16 protein-coding genes are annotated in these 20,765 nt (G+C 70.0%); 10 read left to right on the top strand and 6 right to left on the bottom strand.

Going from position 1 to position 20,765, the window contains the following annotated elements; translation table 11 throughout:
• The gene (locus AB4030_RS19300) at positions 1–786 is read left to right on the top strand and encodes an oxidoreductase (protein ID WP_442280833.1); all 786 of its coding nucleotides are present in this window, start codon (positions 1–3) and stop codon (positions 784–786) included.
• 518 nt (positions 787–1,304) lie between these two features.
• Here the strand turns inward: AB4030_RS19300 and AB4030_RS19295 are convergent.
• The 4 genes from AB4030_RS19295 to AB4030_RS19280 all read right to left on the bottom strand — a co-directional run bounded on the left by AB4030_RS19295 (position 1,305) and on the right by AB4030_RS19280 (position 6,734).
• Positions 1,305–2,675, bottom strand: a complete 1,371-nt coding sequence (locus AB4030_RS19295; protein ID WP_442280832.1) for an MFS transporter — start codon at positions 2,673–2,675, stop codon at positions 1,305–1,307.
• Between the two features lie 266 nt (positions 2,676–2,941).
• A complete protein-coding gene (locus AB4030_RS19290; RefSeq protein ID WP_442280831.1) occupies positions 2,942–4,192 on the bottom strand; it encodes an aminopeptidase P family protein in 1,251 nt (416 codons plus the stop codon).
• Positions 4,193–4,204: 12 nt separating this feature from the next.
• Complete coding sequence (locus AB4030_RS19285; RefSeq protein ID WP_442280830.1) at positions 4,205–5,032, bottom strand: creatininase; 828 nt, start codon at positions 5,030–5,032, stop codon at positions 4,205–4,207.
• 112 nt (positions 5,033–5,144) lie between these two features.
• A complete protein-coding gene (locus tag AB4030_RS19280; protein ID WP_442280829.1) occupies positions 5,145–6,734 on the bottom strand; it encodes a purine-cytosine permease family protein in 1,590 nt (529 codons plus the stop codon).
• A 153-nt stretch (positions 6,735–6,887) separates the two neighbouring features.
• Here AB4030_RS19280 and AB4030_RS19275 point away from each other — a divergent pair, with 153 nt between their 5' ends.
• Entirely contained in the window at positions 6,888–8,390 is a 1,503-nt protein-coding gene (locus tag AB4030_RS19275) for a PucR family transcriptional regulator (RefSeq protein ID WP_442280828.1), read from the top strand.
• Positions 8,391–8,403: 13 nt separating this feature from the next.
• Here the strand turns inward: AB4030_RS19275 and AB4030_RS19270 are convergent, their stop codons facing one another.
• A complete protein-coding gene (locus tag AB4030_RS19270; RefSeq protein WP_442280827.1) occupies positions 8,404–9,063 on the bottom strand; it encodes a GntR family transcriptional regulator in 660 nt (219 codons plus the stop codon).
• 134 nt (positions 9,064–9,197) lie between these two features.
• Here AB4030_RS19270 and glyA point away from each other — a divergent pair, with 134 nt between their 5' ends.
• From glyA to purU, 7 genes are read left to right on the top strand one after another with little or no spacing between them, the layout of a single operon-like run.
• Positions 9,198–10,502 carry a serine hydroxymethyltransferase gene (gene glyA, locus AB4030_RS19265; protein WP_442280826.1) on the top strand — a complete coding sequence of 435 codons (1,305 nt, stop codon included), beginning with the start codon at positions 9,198–9,200 and terminating at the stop codon, positions 10,500–10,502.
• Between the two features lie 2 nt (positions 10,503–10,504).
• Positions 10,505–11,725: a sarcosine oxidase subunit beta family protein gene (locus tag AB4030_RS19260; protein WP_442280825.1), complete on the top strand. Its 1,221-nt coding sequence runs from the start codon at positions 10,505–10,507 to the stop codon at positions 11,723–11,725.
• Between the two features lie 34 nt (positions 11,726–11,759).
• The gene (locus tag AB4030_RS19255; protein ID WP_442280824.1) at positions 11,760–12,047 is read left to right on the top strand and encodes a sarcosine oxidase subunit delta; all 288 of its coding nucleotides are present in this window, start codon (positions 11,760–11,762) and stop codon (positions 12,045–12,047) included.
• Positions 12,048–12,049: 2 nt separating this feature from the next.
• A complete protein-coding gene (locus AB4030_RS19250; RefSeq protein ID WP_442280823.1) occupies positions 12,050–15,061 on the top strand; it encodes an FAD-dependent oxidoreductase in 3,012 nt (1,003 codons plus the stop codon).
• Positions 15,054–15,740, top strand: a complete 687-nt coding sequence (locus AB4030_RS19245) for a sarcosine oxidase subunit gamma (protein ID WP_442280822.1) — start codon at positions 15,054–15,056, stop codon at positions 15,738–15,740. Before AB4030_RS19250 ends, AB4030_RS19245 begins: the two co-directional genes overlap by 8 nt.
• A complete protein-coding gene (locus AB4030_RS19240; RefSeq protein ID WP_442280821.1) occupies positions 15,740–17,143 on the top strand; it encodes an L-serine ammonia-lyase in 1,404 nt (467 codons plus the stop codon). The genes AB4030_RS19245 and AB4030_RS19240 overlap by 1 nt, the downstream gene beginning before the upstream one ends.
• A 37-nt stretch (positions 17,144–17,180) precedes the next feature.
• Entirely contained in the window at positions 17,181–18,071 is an 891-nt protein-coding gene (purU, locus tag AB4030_RS19235; protein WP_442280820.1) for a formyltetrahydrofolate deformylase, read from the top strand.
• 58 nt (positions 18,072–18,129) lie between these two features.
• Here the strand turns inward: purU and AB4030_RS19230 are convergent, their stop codons facing one another.
• Complete coding sequence (locus tag AB4030_RS19230; RefSeq protein WP_442280819.1) at positions 18,130–19,305, bottom strand: ROK family protein; 1,176 nt, start codon at positions 19,303–19,305, stop codon at positions 18,130–18,132.
• 87 nt (positions 19,306–19,392) lie between these two features.
• Between AB4030_RS19230 and AB4030_RS19225 the strand changes: the two genes are divergently transcribed.
• On the top strand, positions 19,393–20,673 hold the full coding sequence (locus tag AB4030_RS19225) for a DUF1479 domain-containing protein (protein ID WP_442280818.1): 1,281 nt from the start codon (positions 19,393–19,395) through the stop codon (positions 20,671–20,673).
• Positions 20,674–20,765: the final 92 nt, after the last annotated feature.

Below are 20,765 nucleotides of genomic sequence, written 5' to 3'. Positions count from 1 at the left end.
GTGGACCTCGGTCTGGCCGGAAAGGTCGCCATCGTCACGGGTGCGAGCAAGGGCATCGGCCTTGCGATCACCAGAGTGCTGGTCGACGAGGGCGTCGTCGTCGTGGCAGGTGCCCGGGACGCCTCAGCAGACCTCGACGCGCTGAGCAGGTCCGGGACGGTGACCTACGTCGCCGTCGACCTCAGCGAACTTGATGGGGTCGCTCACCTCGTCGACGCGGCCGCCGGGCTGGGCCGCCTGGACATCCTCGTGAACAACGTCGGCGCAGTCACGCCCCGTCTAGATGGCTTCATCGCGGTCACCGACGAACAGTGGGCGACGTCGTACAGCCTCAACCTCATGGCCGCGGTCCGGACCACCCGCGCGGCGCTGCCCATGATGCTCGCTCGCGGTCACGGCGCCATCGTTTCCACGAGCTCCGTCAACGCGACTCTGGCGGACCCGTCCGTCATCGACTACAGCGCAGCCAAGGCTGCACTGCGGAACTTCAGCAAGTCCCTGTCCAAGGAGCTCGGGCCGCACGGCATACGCGTCAACACCGTCAGTCCCGGACCGGTGTCCACTGAGCTCTGGCTCGGCACCGACGGCGTCGCTGCGGCTGTGGCCGCTCGACAGGGCACCGACCCGTCCTCCGTGGCCGCCGCCGCAGCACGCGACTCGGTGACCGGACGCTTCACCCGGCCAGATGAGGTGGCGAGGCTCGTCGCCTTCCTGGCCAGTGACGTCGCCGGCAACATCACCGGAGCGGACGTCACGATCGACGGCGGACTGATCCCCACCAGCTGAGCAGGCCTTGTCCGAGAGGCCACACCTGGTGACTGGCTACCAGCTTCGGCAGGTGCACAGGCCCTCTCTGAACAGCCTCCCGACCGCTTCGTCACGTCCCACATCGGTGGATCCGGCAAAGGACTGCCCGCTAGGAAGCGGGGAGCGGCCCCGAAGGGGTCGGGGCCCGACGCCCCGGTTCGCGTCGAACGTCGACGGCTGAGGTCCACTCTCTGTAGGGAATCTGTGGGGATGTTTGGGCCGGTGACGCGCTGACGCTGGTCAGTCAATCGCATTGTCAGGACTGTAAATCCGTCGCGAGAGCTACGAAGGTTCGAATCCTTCACCTGCCACCCAGTGCCACGAGAGGCCCTGACCAGCGGAAAACGCCGGTCAGGGCCTCTTGCATGTGGGGAGGACGTCGGTGGCGCTGAACCGACGGGCTGCTGGGCCGTTCCCATCGAGCTGGTCAGCTCTTGGGGGGTGCGGCTCACTCGGTGTGCCGTTGTGCAGCGGTTCTGGCCCTGGGGGCGCGGGCCCTAGGGGAGCTCCGCCGAGGCGCCGACCGATTCGCCGGCTCGCCGGTTCTCCGTCTCCGTCTCTGTTTCCGTCTTCGCCTCGCGGTCGAGCTGGGTGCGCGGCATGAGGAGCAGGGCCGCCATGGCGAGGACACAGCAGCCGACGATGTACCAGCTGATCCCGGTGCTCGAGTGGGTCTTGGCGAGGATGGCGGCCGCGATCAGCGGCGCGGGACCACCGGCGATCACTGAGGCGAGCTGGTAGCCGACGCCGGCGCCGCTGTAACGCAGGTTGGTCCCGAAGCTCTCGGCGATGAGCGCTGCCTGGGGGCCGTACTGCATGTCGTGGAAGATCAGGGACAGCACGATGGCCAGGAGCACGAGCCCGGAGGACTTGGTGTCGAGCAGGCCGAAGTACGGGAAGGCGTACAGCGCCGTGCAGACGATGCCGAGGCCGTAGATGAGTCGCCTGCCGAACAGGTCGGAGAGGTGACCGAAGAACGGCACGCTGACGAGTCCGAGGGCGGCGGCGACGAGGGTGTAGTTCAGCAGCTGGCCTTTCTGCAGCTCGAGGTGCTCGGTGCCGTAGGTGAGGACAAAGGTGATGAAGAGGTAGAACGGCGCCTGCTCGGAGAGCCGCACGAAGGCGGAGGTGAAGATCTCCATCGGGTGCTCCTTGAAGACCTGGAGCAGCGGTTGCCGGACCACCGCGTCGGACTTCTTCACCTCGGCGAACTGAGGGCTCTCGACCACGCGGAGCCGGACGTAGAGCCCGACCAGAACCAGCACGAAGCTCACGAGGAAGGGCACTCGCCAACCCCAGCTGGCGAAGGCGTCATCGCTCATGACCCCACTCATGAGCTTGATCATCGCCGTCGAGAGCAGCAAGCCGATGGGGACGCCGAGCTGCGGCCAGCTCGCCATCAGGCCGCGTCGCTTGGGGCTTCCCCACTCCATGCTCATCAGGACCGATCCACCCCACTCGCCACCCACGCCGATGCCCTGTGCGAGTCGCAGCAGCGTGAGGATGATCGGCGCGGCGACCCCGATCGTGGAGGCCGTCGGAAGTACGCCGATGAGGAAGGTGGCGGCCCCCATGAGAAGGAGCGTGGCGACCAGGGTGGCCTTGCGACCGACGCGGTCCCCGAAGTGGCCGAAGATTGCTGCGCCGATGGGGCGCGCGGCGAACCCGATGAACAAGGTGCTGAACGACAGCAGGGTGCCGCTGAGCTTGGAGCTGTCCGGGAAGAACAGGTGAGGGAAGATCAGAGCAGCCGCGGTGCCGTAGAGGAAGAAGTCGTACCACTCGATGGTGGTCCCGATGGTGCTGGCCACCACCGCCCGTCGGCGTTGCGTCGCGGCTGTTTCCCCATGGACCGTGGTTGCGCTCATGCCTTGCTCCTCATCGAGTAAGTGGCTAGGCCACTAGGCCGGTGGTCATGGGCCGAAATGCTTTCCCCTTTGCAGCCACCTGTCAAGGCCCGGCTGAATGCCGATGTCCTTCTCCATTCAGAAATGGAGAAGGACATCGCTCAAGAATTCGAAGACGAAAACTGGGCGAGGAAATGTCGGAGGATCAGACTCGTGCTCCATGCGTAGCGCAACTGCCGGTCACCACACCCGAGGTGTGCTGACCGGCAGCCGGCTCTGCGACCAGGTCAGCAGGGGACGATGTTGTGTTCGGGTCCGAACGGGAACTTCGTGATGTTCTCGGCGCCGTCGGCGCCGACGACGAGGATGTCGTGCTCGCGGTAGCCGCCAGCCCCAGCCTCGCCGTCGAGCACCGTGATCATCGGCTCCATCGAGACGACCATCCCCGGCTCGAGCACGGTGTCGATGTCCTCGCGCAGCTCGAGGCCCGTCTCGCGGCCGTAGTAGTGCGAGAGGACGCCGAAGGAGTGGCCGTAGCCGAAGGTGCGGTTCGGCAGCAGGCCGTGGCCGATGTAGATCTCGTTGAGCTCGGCGGCGATGTCCTTGCAGACCGCACCGGGCTTGATGAGCTCGAGACCGCGACGGTGCACCTGGACGTTGATCTCCCACAGCTCGAGCGAGCGCGCGTCGGGCTCGCCGAGGAACAGGGTGCGCTCGAGGGCCGTGTAGTAGCCGGAGGTCATCGGGAAGCAGTTGAGCGACAGGATGTCGCCGCGCTGCAGCTTGCGGGTCGTGGCCCAGTTGTGGGCTCCGTCGGTGTTGAGGCCCGACTGGAACCAGACCCAGGTGTCGCGGATCTCGGAGTCGGGGAAGGTGCGCGCGATCTCGTGGACCATGGCCTCGGTGCCGATGAGGGCGACCTCGTACTCGCTGATGCCCTCGCGGATCGCGGCCTTGATGGCCTCACCGCCGAGGTCGCCGATGCGGGCGCCGTGCTTGATGACCTCGATCTCCTCGGCGGACTTGACCATGCGCTGGCGCATGGCGTCCTGGGCCACGTCGACGAGCTCGGCGCCGCCCAGCGCGGCCTGGAGCTTGGCGTGCGCGTCGAGCGAGAGCGTGTCGAACTCGACGCCGATGCGCTTTGGCGAGATGCCGCGCTGGGCCAGCGCCTCCTGGACGCCGTGCTGGAAGTTGTCGCGGCGCCAGTCGGTGTAGACGATGTTCTCGCCGTAGCTGCGCCGCCACGGCATACCGGCGTCGATGTTGGCGGTGACGCTGACCTGCTCGGTCGGCGTGACGACGAGTGCGTAGGAGCGGCCGAAGTAGGTGAAGAGGAAGTCCGAGTAGTACTTGATGCCGTGGTAGGAGGTCAGCACGACGGCATCGAGTCCCTTGGCGGCCATGATCTGGCGAAGGCCGGAGAGGCGGCGCTCGAACTCGGCGTCGGAGAAGGTCAGGGGGACCTTCGTGCCGTTGTGCAGCTCCTTGAGCCGCTCGAGCTCGCTGACCGACGTGATGGGAGTGGCGATGGACATGGTGAATCTCCTTCAGGGGGTGGGGAATCCGGGGGCGGTATGGGCCGGGATCAGGGCAGACGCGTCCGGCTCGGTGCTCAGCTCGGAGCCGATCGAGTCGGCCAGCGCGGCAGACGTCCGTTCGAGCAGCAGGCGTCCTGCGCTCTCTGAGGCGGCGGCCGCCGAGGAGAGGCAGCCCGAGATGGGCGTGAGCTCGGCGCGGACGGGGAGCCGGTCGAAGCGGGGGAGCTGCGCCGCCGGCAGGTCCATGACGCGCTCGAGATGGACCAGCTCGGGGTGCAGGTGCAGCATCAGCGAGGTCTCGAGCACGCCGCCGTGCTCGACGTCCCAGCCCGGGAACGTGCCGCGGTAGATCTCCTCGATCGTGGCGTCGTCGACGAAGTCCCAGTAGGAGAGCAGGATCGCCGACACATCGAGACCGCGATGCTGCAGCTCGGTGGTCGCGAGCTCGACCCCCTCGTAGAGGAACTGGTAGTTCTCGAAGTGGCCGTTGAGGAAGACGACCTGACGCGCACCGTGGCGGGCGAACTCGAGGGTGAGCGTCCGGGCGATCGCGATGACGGTCGTCGCGTCGAGGCTCGTCGTGCCGGGCAGGTGGTTGCCGCCGCCTGAGCGCTGCTGCGACTTGTACCCGTAGACGATGGGCGCCGCCACGATGCCGTCGACGGCCTCGGCCAGACGCATGCTCATGGCCTTGGCCAGGAGCACGTCGGTCTGCAGGGGCAGGTGGGGTCCGTGCTGCTCGATCGCGCCGACCGGGACGATGACGGACGCTCCTCGTCCGATCGTCTCGCGGTAGGTGAAGGCGTCGAGCGCCTCCATGAGGACGGTGCTGGGCATGGCTGCTCCTGGGCGGGGGATGGGTCAGCGGGGTGAGGGCCGCCGCTCGGTGTCGAGCGGGTATGCGGTGGGGTGGCCTGTCGTGCCACCCCACCGCGGGTGGTGGGACCGGTCAGGACAGGGCGGCTGTGGGGGCGGCCCCTGCAGCCGCCGGCGCCAAGGCTCCTGCCGGGGCTGCGGCCCTGCCGCCCTCGGGCGCACAGGCGTCGCCGTGGTCGCGCAGGTAGTCCTCGTCGGTGACGGAGGGCTTGATGCCGATGGGAACGCCCTGGTGGATGCGCTCGCGGAACCGGGGGTAGGCGAGGGCGAAGTAGACCGAGCCCGAGGTGACGGTGCCGGCCAGCCAGGAGAGGTCGACCCCACCCATGGCCGTGGCGATGGGTCCCTGGAGGGCGGGCAGCGTGCCGTACATGAACATCCAGGTCATAAAGAGGCCGACGACGAAGGCGATGATGGCCGAGGAGTTGACCGACTTCAGGCGCGAGTCGCGGGGGCTGAGGAAGAGGTAGCCGTAGTCCTTGTGGCGTCGCTCGAACCCGTAGTAGTGGACCGCGATGATGCCGCCCCACGTGGCCACCCAGGCGACGATGGCGCCGAGCCAGTTGTCGAGCAGCGTGGCGAAGTCGGTCGCGAAGAGGAACAGGATGACGGCGCCCATCGACAGCACTCCGACGAGGACGGACAGCCGCTTGCGCGAGATCCGTACGTCGAGCGCCTGGAAGGCGACGCCGAAGGTGTAGAGGTTGATGATGTTCGTGGCGATCGGCCCGTGGATGACGAGCAGGATCACGGGGATGGCGAGGAGGCCGAAGCTCTTGACGACGAGCTGGCCCGGGTCGACCGAGCCGCTGATCGTCGCGAGGCTGGCGCCGAGCAGGCCGAGCCACACGACGGGCAGGAACTGGCCCAGCACCGACGCGGCATACAGCTTGACCTTCGGCACGCCCGTGGAGACGAACCGGGAGTAGTCGGGGGCGTAGGTGAACCACCCGATGCCCCAGCCGATCCCGATGACCGTCATGATCCCCGACATCGCGGCGATGCGCTCGCCACCCTGCAGGACGTGGCCCACCGGGCCGGCGTAGCTCCAGTCGATCGGCAGCTTGGTCCAGGCGATGACGGACATCGCGACGAGGACCAGCAGCGTGGGCGGCATCGTGATGCGCTCGAACTTCGCGATCGCGCTGTAACCGCGGTAGCAGATGGCGACCTGGACGGTCATGATGACGGCGGCGATGGCGATCTTCCACGGCAGGTTGGACTGCGCCGGATCGACCCAGCCGATGAGGCCGAAGAGCGCCATGACCAGGTCGAGGATGACCCAGGTGTTCACCGCGGACCACCCGACGGCGACGATGGCCTGGATGGCCGCCGGCAGGTAGGCGCCGCGCCGGCCGAAGGCCCCCCGGGCGAGCAGCATCCCGGTCGCGCCCGTCTTCTGCCCGAGCAGGACGAAGAAGCCGAAGCCGACCATGCCGATGGCGTTGCCCAGGATGAGCACGATCATCGTGTCCCAGATGCCGAGGCCGAGGCCGATGCCCAGCGCCCCGAGGATCCAGTTGATGGGCGCGACGTTCGCGCCGGCCCAGATCCAGAACTGCCCTGAGACCTTGGTCGTGCGGGCGGACTCCGGAACGGGCTGGAGCACGTCCTCGACGGACTGGGTGACGTCTTCCGAGTGACTCTTGGTGGAAAGGCTCATGTGGGGACTGCTTTCTCGATGGTTCCCCTGCGGATGATTGGCCGGCTGCCGACAACGGTAAGATCTGTCCTCTGCCGGCTCCAGACTCACGGTGTCGCCTCTGGGGGCCTTACCGGGTGACAAAGTGTCACCGCCTCTGGGATCCTGACCGGTATGTCCCTGCTTCTGAGCGAGATCCTCGCCAGCGGCGTCCTCACCGCGGGCGCACCCCAGGTGGTCGCCGGCGAGCGCGCGGTCGACACGACACGCGTCCGGTGGGTGCACTCCAGCGAGGTGCTCGAGATCGCACCGCTCCTGTCGGGGGGCGAGCTGCTGCTCACCGGCGGCGTGGCGCTCCTCGCGCTCAAGCCGGCCGCGCAGGTCGAGTACGTCTGGAGCCTCGCGTCGCGAGGTGTCGCCGCCCTGGCCGTCGAGACGGCCGGGTCCGGGCGGCACCTGCCGGCCGAGCTGGTCGCGGCGGCGGAGGAGGCCGGTCTGCCACTGCTGGAGCTGCGCCAGGTCGTCCCCTTCGTCGAGGTCGCGGAGGAGGTGAACCGCCGCGTCGTCTCCGCCCAGGTGGCGGCCCTGCGCATCGCCGACCAGCTCTCACAGGCGCTCACCGAGCGCCTCGCGAGCTCCGGAACCGCCCTGGAGCCGTTGCTGGCGGTCATCGCCGAGACCCTCGGCGTCCACGTCCGCGTGCTCGACACCCGCGGTGGCCTGCTCGGGCAGGCCGGGCCCGAGCAGCCCCCGGAGGCCCGATCGCTGGGTGCGGAGCTGGCCGTGAGCGGGATCGGCGTTGCCCAGCTCGAGCTGGTCGGGGGCGACGATGCCGACGTGGAGACGCTGGAGACGGTGCTGGCGCGAGTGCGCAGCATCGTCGCGCTGGCCCTCGCGCGGCACAGCCGGCCGAGTCTGACCAGGCTCGCCGAGGACGAGCTGGTGCGGCTCATCGGTGCCGGTGGGGGAGGGGAGCGCCTCCTCGAGCTGAGCCAGGCAGGCGGGGTCGATCCGGAACAGCCCCTGGTCATGGCGGTGGTGCGCCGTCCGGCCGACGGGCACGTCGACACCGAGCAGCGCACCCGACGCGCCCTCCCCTCGACCCTCGTCGTGGCGCACGGGGAGTGGCTGGAGATCCTCATGCCCCTGCGCGCGGCCACCCAGGCCGAGCGGGCCCGGGCCCTCATCGCGTTGCGGACAGCCGTCGCGGGCACCGGCCTGACCGGCGCCCTCGGGCCCACGGCCGCGACGGTGCGCCAGGCGTCGTTCTCGCTGGCGGAGGCCCGCACGACGTGGCGGCTCGGCCGATCGTCGAAGGGCACGGACGCCGTCTACGACGCGTCCGACTTCCTCGTGGAGCGGATGGCCGAGCGGTCGCTGTCGCGTGGCGTCGTCGACGCCCTCGTCGAGGAGGCCCTCGGCGAGCTGGTCCGGCTCGACCAGCGGTCCGGAGGCGAGCTGGTGCGCACCCTCGACGTGTGGATCTCCACCGGGTGCAACGCGACGGAGTCGGCGCAGATCCTCTTCCTCGAGCGGCAGTCGCTGCACAAGAGGCTGCGCCGGATCTTCCAGGTTCTGGGTGGCGACCCGCGAGGTCGGGGGCAGCTCGCGGCGCTCGCGCTCGCGCTCAGGCTGGTCCGCGGAGGCGCCCAGCTGCGCGACGACCCCCGGCCCTGACGGCTCGCAGTCGTCAGAGGACCGCCCGGATGGCCTCCTCGAAGTGCTCGACGTGCGAGGCGGCCAGCGCCGCCGCGCCGTCGGCGTCCTTGGCCACGATCGCCTCCAGCAACGTGACGTGCTCCTTGATGTGCTCCGACACCGAGGGGAGCCGCTCGAGCACCAGGCACCAGATGCGCGTCGCCAGGTTGTCGAGCCGGACGAGTGTCTCCTCGAGGTGGGGGTTCTCGGCCGCGCGGTAGATCAGCCGGTGCACGTCGATGTCGTACTCCATCAGCGGCCGCTTGTCCTCGGGCTCGTCGCCCATCGACGCGATCTGTCGGGCCTTCTCGGCCAGCTCGGCGCGCATGTCGGCGCGCGCGACGCTGGCGGCCCGCCGTGCCGCCAGCGGCTCGAGCACCTGCCGCATCTCGGAGATCGCGGCGAGGTCCGTGATGTCGACCTGCGTCGCGAAGGTGCCCCGCCGCGGATAGGAGACCACGAGGCGGTCGAGCTCGAGCTTCTTGAGGCTCTCGCGGATGGGGGTGCGGCCGATGCCGAGGTCGGTGCTGAGCTGGGCCTCGTTGATCGGAGCGCCGGGCGCGATGTCGAGCATGACCAGGCGGTCGCGCAGCACCTGGTAGGCCTGCTCGGCGAGCGAGCTGTAGACAGGCGCGGGCGCCGTTGCGGTCATGGCTCATTCTCCTGGTTCGACGTCGTAAGTCGTGCTGGGCGGACCGTTGACGGCCCGTCACGACAGACATACTATTGCGAGCCAGATGATATATCAGTCATCGACAACAGTAATATCAAGTGCTCGGAGGGTTCATGTCCCAGGTCACCATCACCCAGTCGGTCCTCGACGCGGACCTCGCCGATCTCGATCCGGAGGTCGCCGGAGCCATCGCGGCCGAGCTGGGCCGCCAGCAGGGCACGCTCGAGATGATCGCCTCGGAGAACTTCGCCCCGGTCGCCGTCATGCAGGCCCAGGGCTCGGTGCTGACGAACAAGTACGCCGAGGGCTACCCCGGCCGTCGCTACTACGGCGGGTGCGAGCACGTCGACGTCGTCGAGTCGCTCGCCATCGAGCGGGTCAAGGCGCTCTTCGGTGCGGCATACGCCAACGTCCAGCCGCACTCGGGCGCCCAGGCGAACGCGTCGGTCATGCACGCGCTGCTGACTCCGGGCGACACCATCCTCGGTCTCGACCTCGCCCACGGCGGTCACCTGACGCACGGGATGCGCCTCAACTTCTCGGGTCGGCTCTACGACGTCGTGGCCTACGGCGTACGCGAGGGCACCCACGTCGTGGACATGGCGGAGGTGGAGCGTCTCGCCCTCGAGCACCGGCCCAGGATGATCGTGGCCGGGTGGTCGGCGTACTCGCGGCACCTCGACTTCGCCGAGTTCCGGCGCATCGCCGACGCCGTCGGTGCCTACCTCTTCGTCGACATGGCCCACTTCGCCGGGCTCGTCGCGGCGGGGCTGCACCCCTCGCCCGTGCCGCACGCGCACGTCGTCTCGTCGACCACCCACAAGACGCTGGGCGGTCCGCGCGGCGGCATCATCCTGACGAACGACCCCGAGATCGCCAAGAAGGTCAACTCCGCGGTCTTCCCGGGGCAGCAGGGCGGACCGCTCGAGCACGTCATCGCCGGCAAGGCCGTCGCCTTCAAGGTCGCCGCCGGCGACGACTTCCGCGACCGGCAGCGGCGCACGCTCGCCGGTGCGTCGATCCTCGCCGAGCGCCTCACGCAGCCCGACGTGACGGATGCCGGCATCGGCGTCATCTCGGGCGGCACCGACGTGCACCTGGTGCTCGTCGACCTGCGCCACTCCCAGCTCGACGGCCGTCAGGGTGAGGACCTCCTGCACTCGATCGGGATCACGGTCAACCGCAACGCCGTCCCCTTCGACCCGCGTCCGCCGATGGTCTCCTCGGGCCTGCGCATCGGTACGCCGGCGCTCGCGACCCGCGGTTTCGACGAGGCCGCCTTCGGCGAGGTCGCAGACGTCATCGCCACGGCGCTCGCCGGTGACGGCTCGGAGGCGACGCTCGCGTCCCTGCGGGCGCGGGTGGACGACCTCGCAGCCCGCTTCCCCCTCTACCCGACCCTCGAGAAGGTGCAGTGACGATGAACCAGCGTGAGCTCCCCGAGCACCCGGACTTCCTCTGGGCCAACCCCGAGCCGAAGCGCAGCTACGACGTCGTCATCGTCGGCGCCGGCGGCCACGGCCTCGCCACCGCGTACTACCTGGCCAAGCACCACGGCATCACGAACGTCGCCGTGCTCGAGCGCGGCTGGATCGCCGGGGGCAACATGGCCCGGAACACGACGATCATCCGCTCGAACTACCTGTGGGACCAGTCGGCCGCCATCTACGAGCACTCGCTCAAGCTGTGGGAGGGCCTCGAGGACGAGCTCGGCTACGACATCTTCTTCTCCCAGCGTGGCGTGCTCAACCTCGCCCACACGCTCCAGGACGTCCGCGACTCGGTGCGACGCGTCGAGGCCAACCGCCTCAACGGCGTCGATGCCGAGTGGGTCGACCCGCAGCAGGTCAAGGAGCTCTGCCCGATCATCAACATCGGCGACGACATCCGCTACCCCGTCATGGGCGGCACCTACCAGCCGCGCGCCGGCATCGCCAAGCACGACTGGGTCGCCTGGGGCTACGCCCGTCGGGCGAGCGACCTGGGTGTCGACATCATCCAGAACTGCGAGGTGACCGGCTTCGTCATCGACGGCGGGCGGGTCACCGGGGTCGAGACGAGCCGGGGACGGATCAACGCCGGCAAGGTGGCACTGTGCGCCGCGGGACACACCTCGGTGCTCTCCGAGCTCGCCGGCTTCCGCGTGCCGATCCAGTCGCACCCGCTGCAGGCGCTCGTCTCCGAGCTGCACGAGATCATCCACCCCACCGTCGTCATGTCGAACCACGTGCACGTCTACGTCTCGCAGGCGCACAAGGGCGAGCTCGTCATGGGCGCCGGCATCGACTCCTACAACGGCTACGGGCAGCGTGGCTCGTTCCACGTCATCGAGCACCAGATGTCGGCCGCCGTCGAGCTGTTCCCCGCCTTCAGCCGAGCACACCTGCTGCGCACGTGGGCCGGCATCGTCGACGTGACCATGGACGCCTCACCCGTCATGGGCAAGTCGCCGGTCGACGGCATGTACGTCAACTGTGGCTGGGGCACAGGCGGATTCAAGGCCGTGCCGGGAGCCGGCTTTGCCTACGCGCACACGATCGCCACCGACGAGGCCCACGAGCTCAACCGCGGCTTCGGCCTCGAGCGCTTCGTCAGCGGCGCCCTCATCGACGAGCACGGCGCTGCAGCCGTGGCCCACTGACGCCCACCACAGATCGCCTCGCAAGGAGACCCCGATGCTCATCATCGACTGCCCGAACTGCGGGCCCCGCCCCGAGACCGAGTACGGCTACGGCGGCCAGGCCCACGTGGCCTACCCCGAGGACCCGCACGCCCTCACCGACGAGGAGTGGGCGCAGTACCTCTTCTACCGCGACAACTCCAGGGGCAGCTACGCCGAGCGGTGGGTGCACTCCGCCGGTTGCCGCAAGTGGTTCAACGCGGTCCGTGACACCCGCACCTACGAGATCTCCGCGGTCTATCGCATCGGCGAAGCCCGTCCCGACACCAGGAAGGGAGCCTGACCATGGCAGCCAACCAGCCGCAGCGCCTCGACGCCGGTGGAGCGATCGACCGCGCCACGCCGGTCGAGCTCGTCGTCGACGGCACCACCGTGACCGGGTACGCCGGTGACACCGTTGCCTCCGCCCTGGTCGCGAACGGCCAGCTGCGCGTGGGCGACTCCATCTACCGAGGCCGGCCGCGCGGCATCCTCTCGGCCGGTGTCGAGGAGCCCAACGCGTTCGTGCTCGTCCGCGGCGAGCACGACGAGTCGATGCTCCCGGCCACGACCCTCGAGCTCGTGTCCGGCCTCGACGTGCGCCTCCTCGACGGTATCGGCGTGCTCGACCACCGGACCGACCCCGCCGAGTACGACAAGATGCACGTCCACGTCGACGTCGCTGTCGTCGGCGCCGGGCCGGCCGGCCTTGCCGCAGCCCGGGCCGCTGCGGCCACCGGTGCCCGGGTCGTGCTCTTCGAGCAGGACTTCTGCCTCGGCGGCAGCCTCCTCGCCTCGCCCGACGACGTCCTGGAGGGCGTTCCCGCCGCGCAGTGGGTCGAGCAGGTCCGGGCCGAGCTCGACGCCGCTCCCGAGGCCCGCGTGCTGACACGCACGACGGCCTTCGGCAGCTACGACAACAACCACCTCATCGCCGTCGAGAAGCGGGCCGAGCACCTAGACGGGACCGCACGCGACGGCATACCTCGGCAGCGCATCTGGCACGTGACGGCGGCTCAGGTCGTCCTCGCGACCGGCGCCTTCGAGCGCCCGATCGTCTTCGCGGACAACGACGTTCCCGGTGTCATGCTCGCCTCGGCCGTCACCACCTACGTACGCCGCTACGCCGCCCTCCCGGGGCGCGCCGCCGTCGTCGTCACGACGAACGACTCCGGCTACGCAGCGGCCCACGCGCTGCTCGAGACGGGTGCGTCGGTGCAGGTCGTCGACGCGCGCGACGAGGGCGCGAGCGTTTCCGTCGCGGCCACAGCCGACGCCGCAGGACTCACGGTGCGCACCGGGTCCGCGGTCGTCGGCGTCGACGGCGAGGTGACCGTCGAGGCCGTCTGGGTGGCCCGCATCGACGCCGACGGTGCCATCGTCGGCGATCCCGAGAGGATCGTCTGCGACGTCGTGGCGGTGTCGGGCGGGTGGACGCCGAACGTCAGCCTCCACAGCCAGCGACAGGGGGCGTTGCACTGGGACGACGAGCTTGCCGGCTTCGTGCCGACGTCGCCCGTCCGTGACCAGCACGTCGCCGGCGCCGTGTGCGGCACCTACTGGACCGACGGCTGTCGTGTCGAGGGGACCGCGGCCGGGCTGGAAGCCGCCCGCGCCGCCGGGTTCGAGGGTGAGTCCGGCCGTGGGGCAAAGGAGTCCGACACCACCGCGGTGACCGAGGAGCGCGTCGCACGCGCCGGTCGCACCAGGCAGCTCTGGGTCGTCGAGGGGCGCGAGGGAGGCTACGCAACTCACTTCATCGACCTGCAGCGCGACAACACCGCGGCCGACGTGCTGCGCGCCACCGGTGCCGGGATGCGTTCGGTGGAGCACGTCAAGCGCTACACGTCGATCAGTACCGGCGTGGACCAGGGCCGCATCGGCGCGGTCAACACCATCGGCCTGCTGACGCGCGTATTGTCGGGTGACGACACCCGTGCCATCCCGCCCGGCCAGCCGGGACAGGACGAGCACGTCGACGCCGCTGACGGGAGGTCCGCGGGACGCGGGCAGCGGCCGACACCCGGCGCCATCGGCAACACGACCTTCCGCGCCCCGTTCACCCCGGTGGCGTTCGCGGCGCTGGCCGGTCGCTTCCGCGGCGACCTCTTCGACGCCGCACGCACGACGTCGATCCACCCGTGGCACGAGGCGCACGGTGCCCTCTTCGAGGACGTCGGCCAGTGGAAACGGCCGTGGTACTACCCCCGTGCCGGCGAGGACCTGGACGCGGCCGTGGCCCGCGAGTGCCGCGCCGCCCGTGAGGGTGTTGCCTTCATGGACGCCACGACGCTGGGCAAGATCGAGATCCGCGGTGCCGACGCGGGCGAGTTCCTCGGCCGCATCTACACGAACGCGTACAAGAAGCTCGGCGTCGGCAAGGCTCGCTACGGTGTCATGTGCAAGCCCGACGGCATGGTCTTCGACGACGGCGTCGTGTTGCGCCTCGCGGAGGACCGCTACTTCGCGACGACGACCACCGGCGGGGCCGCCCGGGTGCTCGAGTGGCTGGAGGAGTGGTCGCAGACCGAGTGGCCCGAGCTCGATGTCGTGTGCACGTCGGTGACCGAGCAGTGGTCGACGATCGCCGTCGTCGGCCCGCGGTCCCGCGACGTCATCGCGCGGATGGCTCCCGACCTCGACGTGTCACGAGAAGGCTTCGGGTTCATGGAGTTCCGCGAGACGGTGCTTGCTTCAGGCATCCCTGCGCGGATCTGCCGGATCACCTTCTCGGGCGAGCTCGCCTTCGAGATCAACGTGCCGACGTGGTACGGCCTCCGGGTGTGGGAGGACGTCGCCGAGGCCGGCGCGGACTTCGACATCACGCCCTACGGCACCGAGACGATGCACGTGCTGCGCGCAGAGAAGGCCTACCCGATCGTCGGGCAGGACACCGACGGGACCGTGACGCCACAGGATCTCGGCATGGACTGGATCATCTCGACGGCGAAGGACTTCATCGGCAACCGGTCCTACTCCCGGTTGTCGCAGAAGGCCGCCGACCGCAAGCAGCTCGTCAGCGTGCTGCCCGTCGACCGGAGCCTGCGCCTGCCCGAGGGCGCCCAGCTCGTCGAGCCCGACGCGCTCGGCGGCTACACGGGGGAGGGCCTGCCGGAGCGACCGATCCCGATGCTCGGCCACGTCACGTCGAGCTACCACTCCCAGGCGCTGGGCCGTTCGTTCGGTCTTGCGCTCGTCAAGGCCGGTCGCGACCGCATCGGCCAGACGCTCATCGCGTCCTTCGAAGGACGCTTCGCCGAGGTCGAGGTGGCCGACGCGGTGCTCTACGACAAGGAAGGAGCCAGGCGAGATGGCTGAGCGCACGATGACGATGACGGCACCGGAGGACACGACGGTGGAGAGCACGAGGAACACGGCCGGCACGGCGGGCGTCGACCGAGCCGCGGTGCTCGGGCTGCGGCGCAGCCCCGCCCAGGACCTCGCCGAGGAGATGCTGCGCGGGTCCGGCGAGCAGGTGCGGCTCCGCGAGATCCCGTTCCTGACCCAGGTCGCCCTCCGCGCCACGCCCGGCAGCGTCGGCGCCCTCGACGACGCCCTCGGCGTCGACCTGCCGACCCGGGTCGGCGAGGTGTCGGGGGCCGGCGACGGCGGCGACCTCGCGGTGGTGTGGCTCTCGCCCGACGAGTTCCTCGCGGTGGGACCCGATGAGGCCGACACCGGGATCTCCTCGGAGGCGTATGCCGGTGGGCTGGCCGACGCGCTCGGGTCCGATCCCGGGCAGGTGGTCGACGTGTCGGCCAACCGCACCACGCTCGAGCTGTCGGGACCGCGCGCCCGTTCCGTGCTCGAGAAGAGCTGTGAGCTCGACCTGCACCCACGCGTGTTCCCGGTCGGCACTGCCGTCGCGACCCTGCTGGGCTCCACGGGGGTCATCCTGTGGCGTACGGCCGAGGACACCTGGCGCGTCATGCCGCGGGCGTCCTTCGCGACCCACGTGGTGCGCTGGCTGCTCGACGGGATGCGGGAGTACGTCTGATGTCGCTCAGCGCCCTCGACCTGTTCTCCGTGGGGATCGGCCCGTCGTCGTCCCACACGGTCGGCCCGGTGCGGGCAGCCCGGCGGTTCGCCGCCGGGCTGGCCGCATCGGACCTGCTCGACCGGACGGCGAGGGTGCAGGCGCAGCTCTACGGTTCTCTCGGCGCGACCGGCCACGGCCACGGCTCGGACCGGGCCGTCGTGCTCGGCCTCGAGGGCGAGGACCCAGAGACCGTCGACACCGCGCACGCGGTGGCCCGGGTCGACGCGGTCCGGGCCGACCGCAAGATCGCCCTGGACGGCATCCACCGGGTCGACTTCGACCCCGACGTCGACCTCGTGCTCCACCGACGGCGTACGTTGCCGGGGCACCCCAACGGGATGACGTTCGAGGCGTTCGACGAGGATGGGCGGTCGCTCCGGGCCCGGACGTTCTACTCGGTCGGCGGCGGCTTCGTCGTCGACGAGGAGGCCGTCGGCGCGGACCGGGTCGTCGTCGACACCACGCCGGTGCCACACCCCTTCGGCACCGGCGCCGAGCTGCTCGAGCGCTGCCGCGAGACCGGGCTGTCGATCGCCGGGGTCATGATGGCGAACGAGAGCGCCTGGCGGACCGAGCGAGAGGTGCGCGAGCGGCTGCTGCACCTCTGGGGTGTCATGCAGGAGTGTGTCGAGAGCGGGTGCACCCGTGCGGAACGCACCCTGCCGGGCGGGCTCAAGGTGCGGCGCCGCGCGCCCGAGCTGCGAGAGCGGCTGCGGCGCCAGGAGGCCGACGCCCGCGGGGCCAGCGGGGGCTCGATGCCCGACCCGCTGTGGGCCATGGAGTGGGTCAACCTCTACGCGCTCGCGGTCAACGAGGAGAACGCTTCCGGGGGCCGCATCGTCACGGCGCCGACGAACGGCGCCGCCGGCATCATCCCCGCGGTCCTGCACTTCTACTCCCGCTTCGTCGAGGGGGCGGACGACGACGGGATCGTCGAGTTCCTGCTCACCGCAGCGGCGGTCGGCATCATCGTCAAGCTGGGCGCCTCGATCTCGGGCGCCGAGGTGGGGTGCCAGGGCGAGGTCGGCTCGGCCTGCTCGATGGCGGCCGCCGGGCTGTGCGCCGTGCTCGGTGGCACACCAGAGCAGGTCGAGAACGCCGCCGAGATCGGCATCGAGCACAACCTCGGCCTCACCTGCGACCCCGTCGGAGGCCTCGTGCAGATCCCCTGCATCGAGCGCAACGCGATCGCGTCGGTCAAGGCCGTCAACGCCGCCCGGCTCGCGCTGCAGGGCGACGGCGAGCACAAGGTCACCCTCGACCAGGCCGTCAAAACCATGCGAGAGACCGGCGCCGACATGAAGATCAAGTACAAGGAGACGTCCCGAGGAGGCCTCGCCGTCAACGTCGTCGAATGCTGAGGCGAGGCACCCGGGTCGGCCACGAGAGGAGACACGCATGAGCACCGTCACGAGCGCCGTCACCCAGCAGCAGGAGGGCTACGTCCTCACGCTCGACTGCTCCGAGGCGCCAGGCCTGGTCCACGCCGTGTCCGGCTTCCTGATGGAGCAGCACGGCGACATCCACGAGCTCAAGCAGTTCGACGACGTCCGGGGCGGGCACTTCTTCCTGAGGGTCCACTTCACGATCGCCGTCGACCAGGCCGACCCGGGCCTCGATGCGCTTCGCGGGGCCTTCGTCGCCGTGGCGGAGCGCCATGCCATGCGTTTCGAGCTGCGTGAGGCCTCGGCCCGCAGGCGCGTCCTCGTCATGGTGTCGAAGTTCGCTCACTGCCTCAACGACCTGCTCTTCCGCTCGCGCATCGGCGAGCTGCCCATGGAGATCGCCGCCGTCGTGTCCAACCACCCCGACCACCGGGCGCTCGTGGAGTGGCACGGCATCCCGTTCTTCCACGTTCCGGTCACCGCGGCGACCAAGCCCGAGGCCGAGGCCCGCCTGCTCGACCTCGTCGACCGCTTCGAGATCGAGCTCGTCGTGCTCGCGCGGTACATGCAGATCCTCAGCGACGACCTGACCACCCAGCTGACCGGCCGGGCCATCAACATCCACCACTCGTTCCTGCCGAGCTTCAAGGGCGCCAGGCCCTACCACCAGGCGTGGGAGCGAGGTGTCAAGACCGTCGGCGCCACGGCCCACTACGTGAGCAGCGAGCTCGACGAGGGGCCGATCATCTCCCAGCAGGTGCGCGAGGTGGACCACTCGTTCGGCCCGGAGGACCTCGTGGCGGCCGGACGCGACACCGAGTGCCGCGCCCTGTCGAACGCCGTCAAGTGGCACTGCGAGGGCCGGGTCGTCCTGCACGGTCACCGGACCGTCGTGCTGCTGTGAGTGACGGGCCCAGCCCAGCTCCCCGGATGACCGCCGCGACATCGACGACCACGGTGAGTCAGCCCTGTCGGTGCCCGGCCGGTTGATGCGGCTGGGCCGATGACGTGGCGATGATGGCCGATCGGAGCTGGTCCAGCGCGGCGGCGCGCGCGCCGGCCAGGGAAGGGTGCTCCGTGACGGCGGCGGTGACGACGGGCAGCCGTCGGGGGAGGGCGGCCGAGCAGCGCTGCAGCTCGTCGACGAATCGTGCATCGCGCCCCCACTCACCGCCCAGGACGACGCACTGCGGGTCGGCGAACGCGACTGCCGCCTCGAGGACGCCGGCAACGGCGGCTCCGAGGGCTCGCAGGGTCTCGTTGTCCTCATCGGCGATGCGCCTCCGGAGCAGCTCGACGTCGATGGCGGTCGAGCCGGCCAGGCGCAGCCCGAGCTCCGCGAAGACCTCGGTGAAGGGAATGGCCTGACCGTGCGGCCCCACCGTCCGCACGTGAGCGATCTCGCCGGCGAGCCCGGAGTGGCCGCGACGCACGTCACCGTCGCAGACCACCGCGCAGCCCAGTCCCTCGCCGAGGTAGAGGTAGACGAAGTCGCGGTACCCGCTCTCATCCCCTCCCGCGACCGCGGACTGCTCGGCCCGGGCAGCCCAGTTCACGTCGTTGTCCACCAGGACGGGTCCGCTGACGAAGGCAGCCAGGAGAGAGCGCGGGTCGAGGTCGCCGACGAGGAAGGGCGCATCGGGCAGGTGGACGGGACGCCCCGTTCGGCGGTCGACCGGGTCGGCCACGCTGACGACGGCCAGCCGGGGGAGGCGCCCCTCAGCTGCCGTCCCGGTGCCGAGCGTCGAGAGGGCTTCGGTCAGCGCCGTCGCGACGCCGCCCACGCCGGGCTCGCGGTCCAAGGTGACCTCCGTGGCCGCGCTGACGCTGCCGAGGGCCTCGACCTCCTCCACCGTCACCGCATGCGGGGTGATGCTGACGGCGAGAGCGGAGCCGCAGGCGGGGGAGAGCGAGTAGTACGTCCCCGCACGGCCGCGTCCCGAGCTGCGCTCTCCCGTGTCCATGACCAGCCCGGCCTCGACGAGCCGGCGCACCCCCTCGGAGATCGTGGGCTTCGAGATGCCGGTGAGGGCTGCGATCTCCGCTCGAGTCAACCGACCGTGCTCCATCAGCGTGCGCAGCACGTGTTCCCCGGTGAGGGCGCGCAGCAGGTCGAGGCTCGGTTTGGCGGAGGACATGGGACCAGTCTAGTTAGGAGTCTTGCCCAAAGTCGCGCAGGCCGCTAGCCTCGTTCTCGTAAGGACTCCTCACCAAAGGAAGCGGCCATGACGACCACCCCCACCACCACGCTCCCGCACTGGGAGACGACCCCCGACGACCTGCCCGGGGCGATCCGCGAGGTCAAGCAGGCGATCCGGGGCCGCATCGAGGCCTCCGGCCGCACCGTGGAGGAGGTCTTCGCCGTCGTCGAGGCCCGCATCGCCGAGCGCGTCGCCGAGATCCGCGGCGACGTCGAGCGGGGCGAGACGGTCTGGCCCGTCATCGACTACTCCGACATCGAGAACGGCACGGTCAGTCCGGAACAGCTCGCCAAGCTGCGCCGCCGCGGCTGCCTCGTCGTCCGCGGGCACTTCCCGCGGGAGCAGGCCCTGGGCTGGGACGCCGGCATCGTCGACTACGTCGAGCGCAACGCCTTCTTCGAGAGCTATCGCGGTCCCGGCGACGACTTCTTCGGCAGCGTCGGGTCGAAGCCCGAGATCTACCCGATCTACTGGTCCCCGGCACAGATGGAAGCCCGCCAGAGCGACCGGATGGCCACCGTGCAGTCCCTGCTCAACGCGCAGTGGAAGCACGAGTCGGACGGCGTCACGTGGTTCGACCCCGACCGCGACTCGCTCTATCCGGACCGCATCCGGCGCCGTCCGCCGGGCGCCGACTCGAACGGCCTCGGGACCCACGCCGACCCCGGCACGCTCGACCTGTGGATGACGCAGGGCTACCAGCAGACCTTCCGGCACCTCTTCGACGGCAGCGTCGAGCAGTACGACCCCTGGGACGCCGCCCACCGCACGTCCGGCCCGCAGTACCCGGGCACCACGATGTGCTCGGCCTTCCGCACCTTCCAGGGCTGGACGGCCCTGTCCGACATGGCCCATGACCAGGGCGTCCTGCACACGGTCCCGATCCCGGAGGCGATGGCATACCTCATGCTCCGCCCGCTGCTCGACGACGTGGCCGACGACGACATGTGCGGTGTCACGACCAACCAGGTCTTCCCTGCGAGCGAGCGATGGCACCCGCTCCTCATGGAGGCGTTGAGTGGCATCCCCGACGTGCAGGCCGGCGACTCCGTCTGGTGGCACTGCGACATGATCCACAGCGTCGCGCCCGTCACCGACCAGCAGGGCTGGGGCAACGTCATGTACATCCCGGCCGCGCCGTGGTGCGAGCGCAACGAGCGGTATGCCGGCAGCGTGCGTGAGGCGTTCCTCAGCGGTTCCAGCCCGAGCGACTTCCCGGAGGAGCACTACGAGCGCACGTGGCCGGACCGGTTCACCGTCGAGCAGCTCAACGCCACCGGTCGGCGTGGACTCGGTCTGGACTGACGACCGTCGCCGTGTGGCTCTGGGCTGCAGGGCATCCGTCCGTGAGGGCTTTCTGAGGGCTTTCGACGGCGCCGGACGGGCGTGCCCGGGCG

Source organism: Terrabacter sp. 2YAF2 (assembly GCF_052114705.1).
In the GTDB taxonomy this organism is placed as follows: Bacteria; Actinomycetota; Actinomycetes; order Actinomycetales; family Dermatophilaceae; genus Terrabacter.
The sequence above is the reverse complement of the archived record's forward strand: the minus strand, read 5'-3'. Positions and strand labels throughout refer to the sequence as shown.

Coding starts and splice junctions, on each gene's coding strand:
- AB4030_RS19270 (WP_442280827.1), bottom strand. CDS start 9,063: ATGACCGCAACGGCGCCCGCGCCTGTCTACAGCTCGCTCGCCGAGCAG.
- purU (WP_442280820.1), top strand. CDS start 17,181: ATGAGCACCGTCACGAGCGCCGTCACCCAGCAGCAGGAGGGCTACGTC.
- AB4030_RS19245 (WP_442280822.1), top strand. CDS start 15,054: ATGGCTGAGCGCACGATGACGATGACGGCACCGGAGGACACGACGGTG.
- AB4030_RS19280 (WP_442280829.1), bottom strand. CDS start 6,734: ATGAGCCTTTCCACCAAGAGTCACTCGGAAGACGTCACCCAGTCCGTC.
- glyA (WP_442280826.1), top strand. CDS start 9,198: ATGTCCCAGGTCACCATCACCCAGTCGGTCCTCGACGCGGACCTCGCC.
- AB4030_RS19225 (WP_442280818.1), top strand. CDS start 19,393: ATGACGACCACCCCCACCACCACGCTCCCGCACTGGGAGACGACCCCC.
- AB4030_RS19290 (WP_442280831.1), bottom strand. CDS start 4,192: ATGTCCATCGCCACTCCCATCACGTCGGTCAGCGAGCTCGAGCGGCTC.
- AB4030_RS19285 (WP_442280830.1), bottom strand. CDS start 5,032: ATGCCCAGCACCGTCCTCATGGAGGCGCTCGACGCCTTCACCTACCGC.
- AB4030_RS19295 (WP_442280832.1), bottom strand. CDS start 2,675: ATGAGCGCAACCACGGTCCATGGGGAAACAGCCGCGACGCAACGCCGA.
- AB4030_RS19260 (WP_442280825.1), top strand. CDS start 10,505: ATGAACCAGCGTGAGCTCCCCGAGCACCCGGACTTCCTCTGGGCCAAC.
- AB4030_RS19230 (WP_442280819.1), bottom strand. CDS start 19,305: ATGTCCTCCGCCAAACCGAGCCTCGACCTGCTGCGCGCCCTCACCGGG.
- AB4030_RS19250 (WP_442280823.1), top strand. CDS start 12,050: ATGGCAGCCAACCAGCCGCAGCGCCTCGACGCCGGTGGAGCGATCGAC.
- AB4030_RS19275 (WP_442280828.1), top strand. CDS start 6,888: ATGTCCCTGCTTCTGAGCGAGATCCTCGCCAGCGGCGTCCTCACCGCG.
- AB4030_RS19255 (WP_442280824.1), top strand. CDS start 11,760: ATGCTCATCATCGACTGCCCGAACTGCGGGCCCCGCCCCGAGACCGAG.
- AB4030_RS19240 (WP_442280821.1), top strand. CDS start 15,740: ATGTCGCTCAGCGCCCTCGACCTGTTCTCCGTGGGGATCGGCCCGTCG.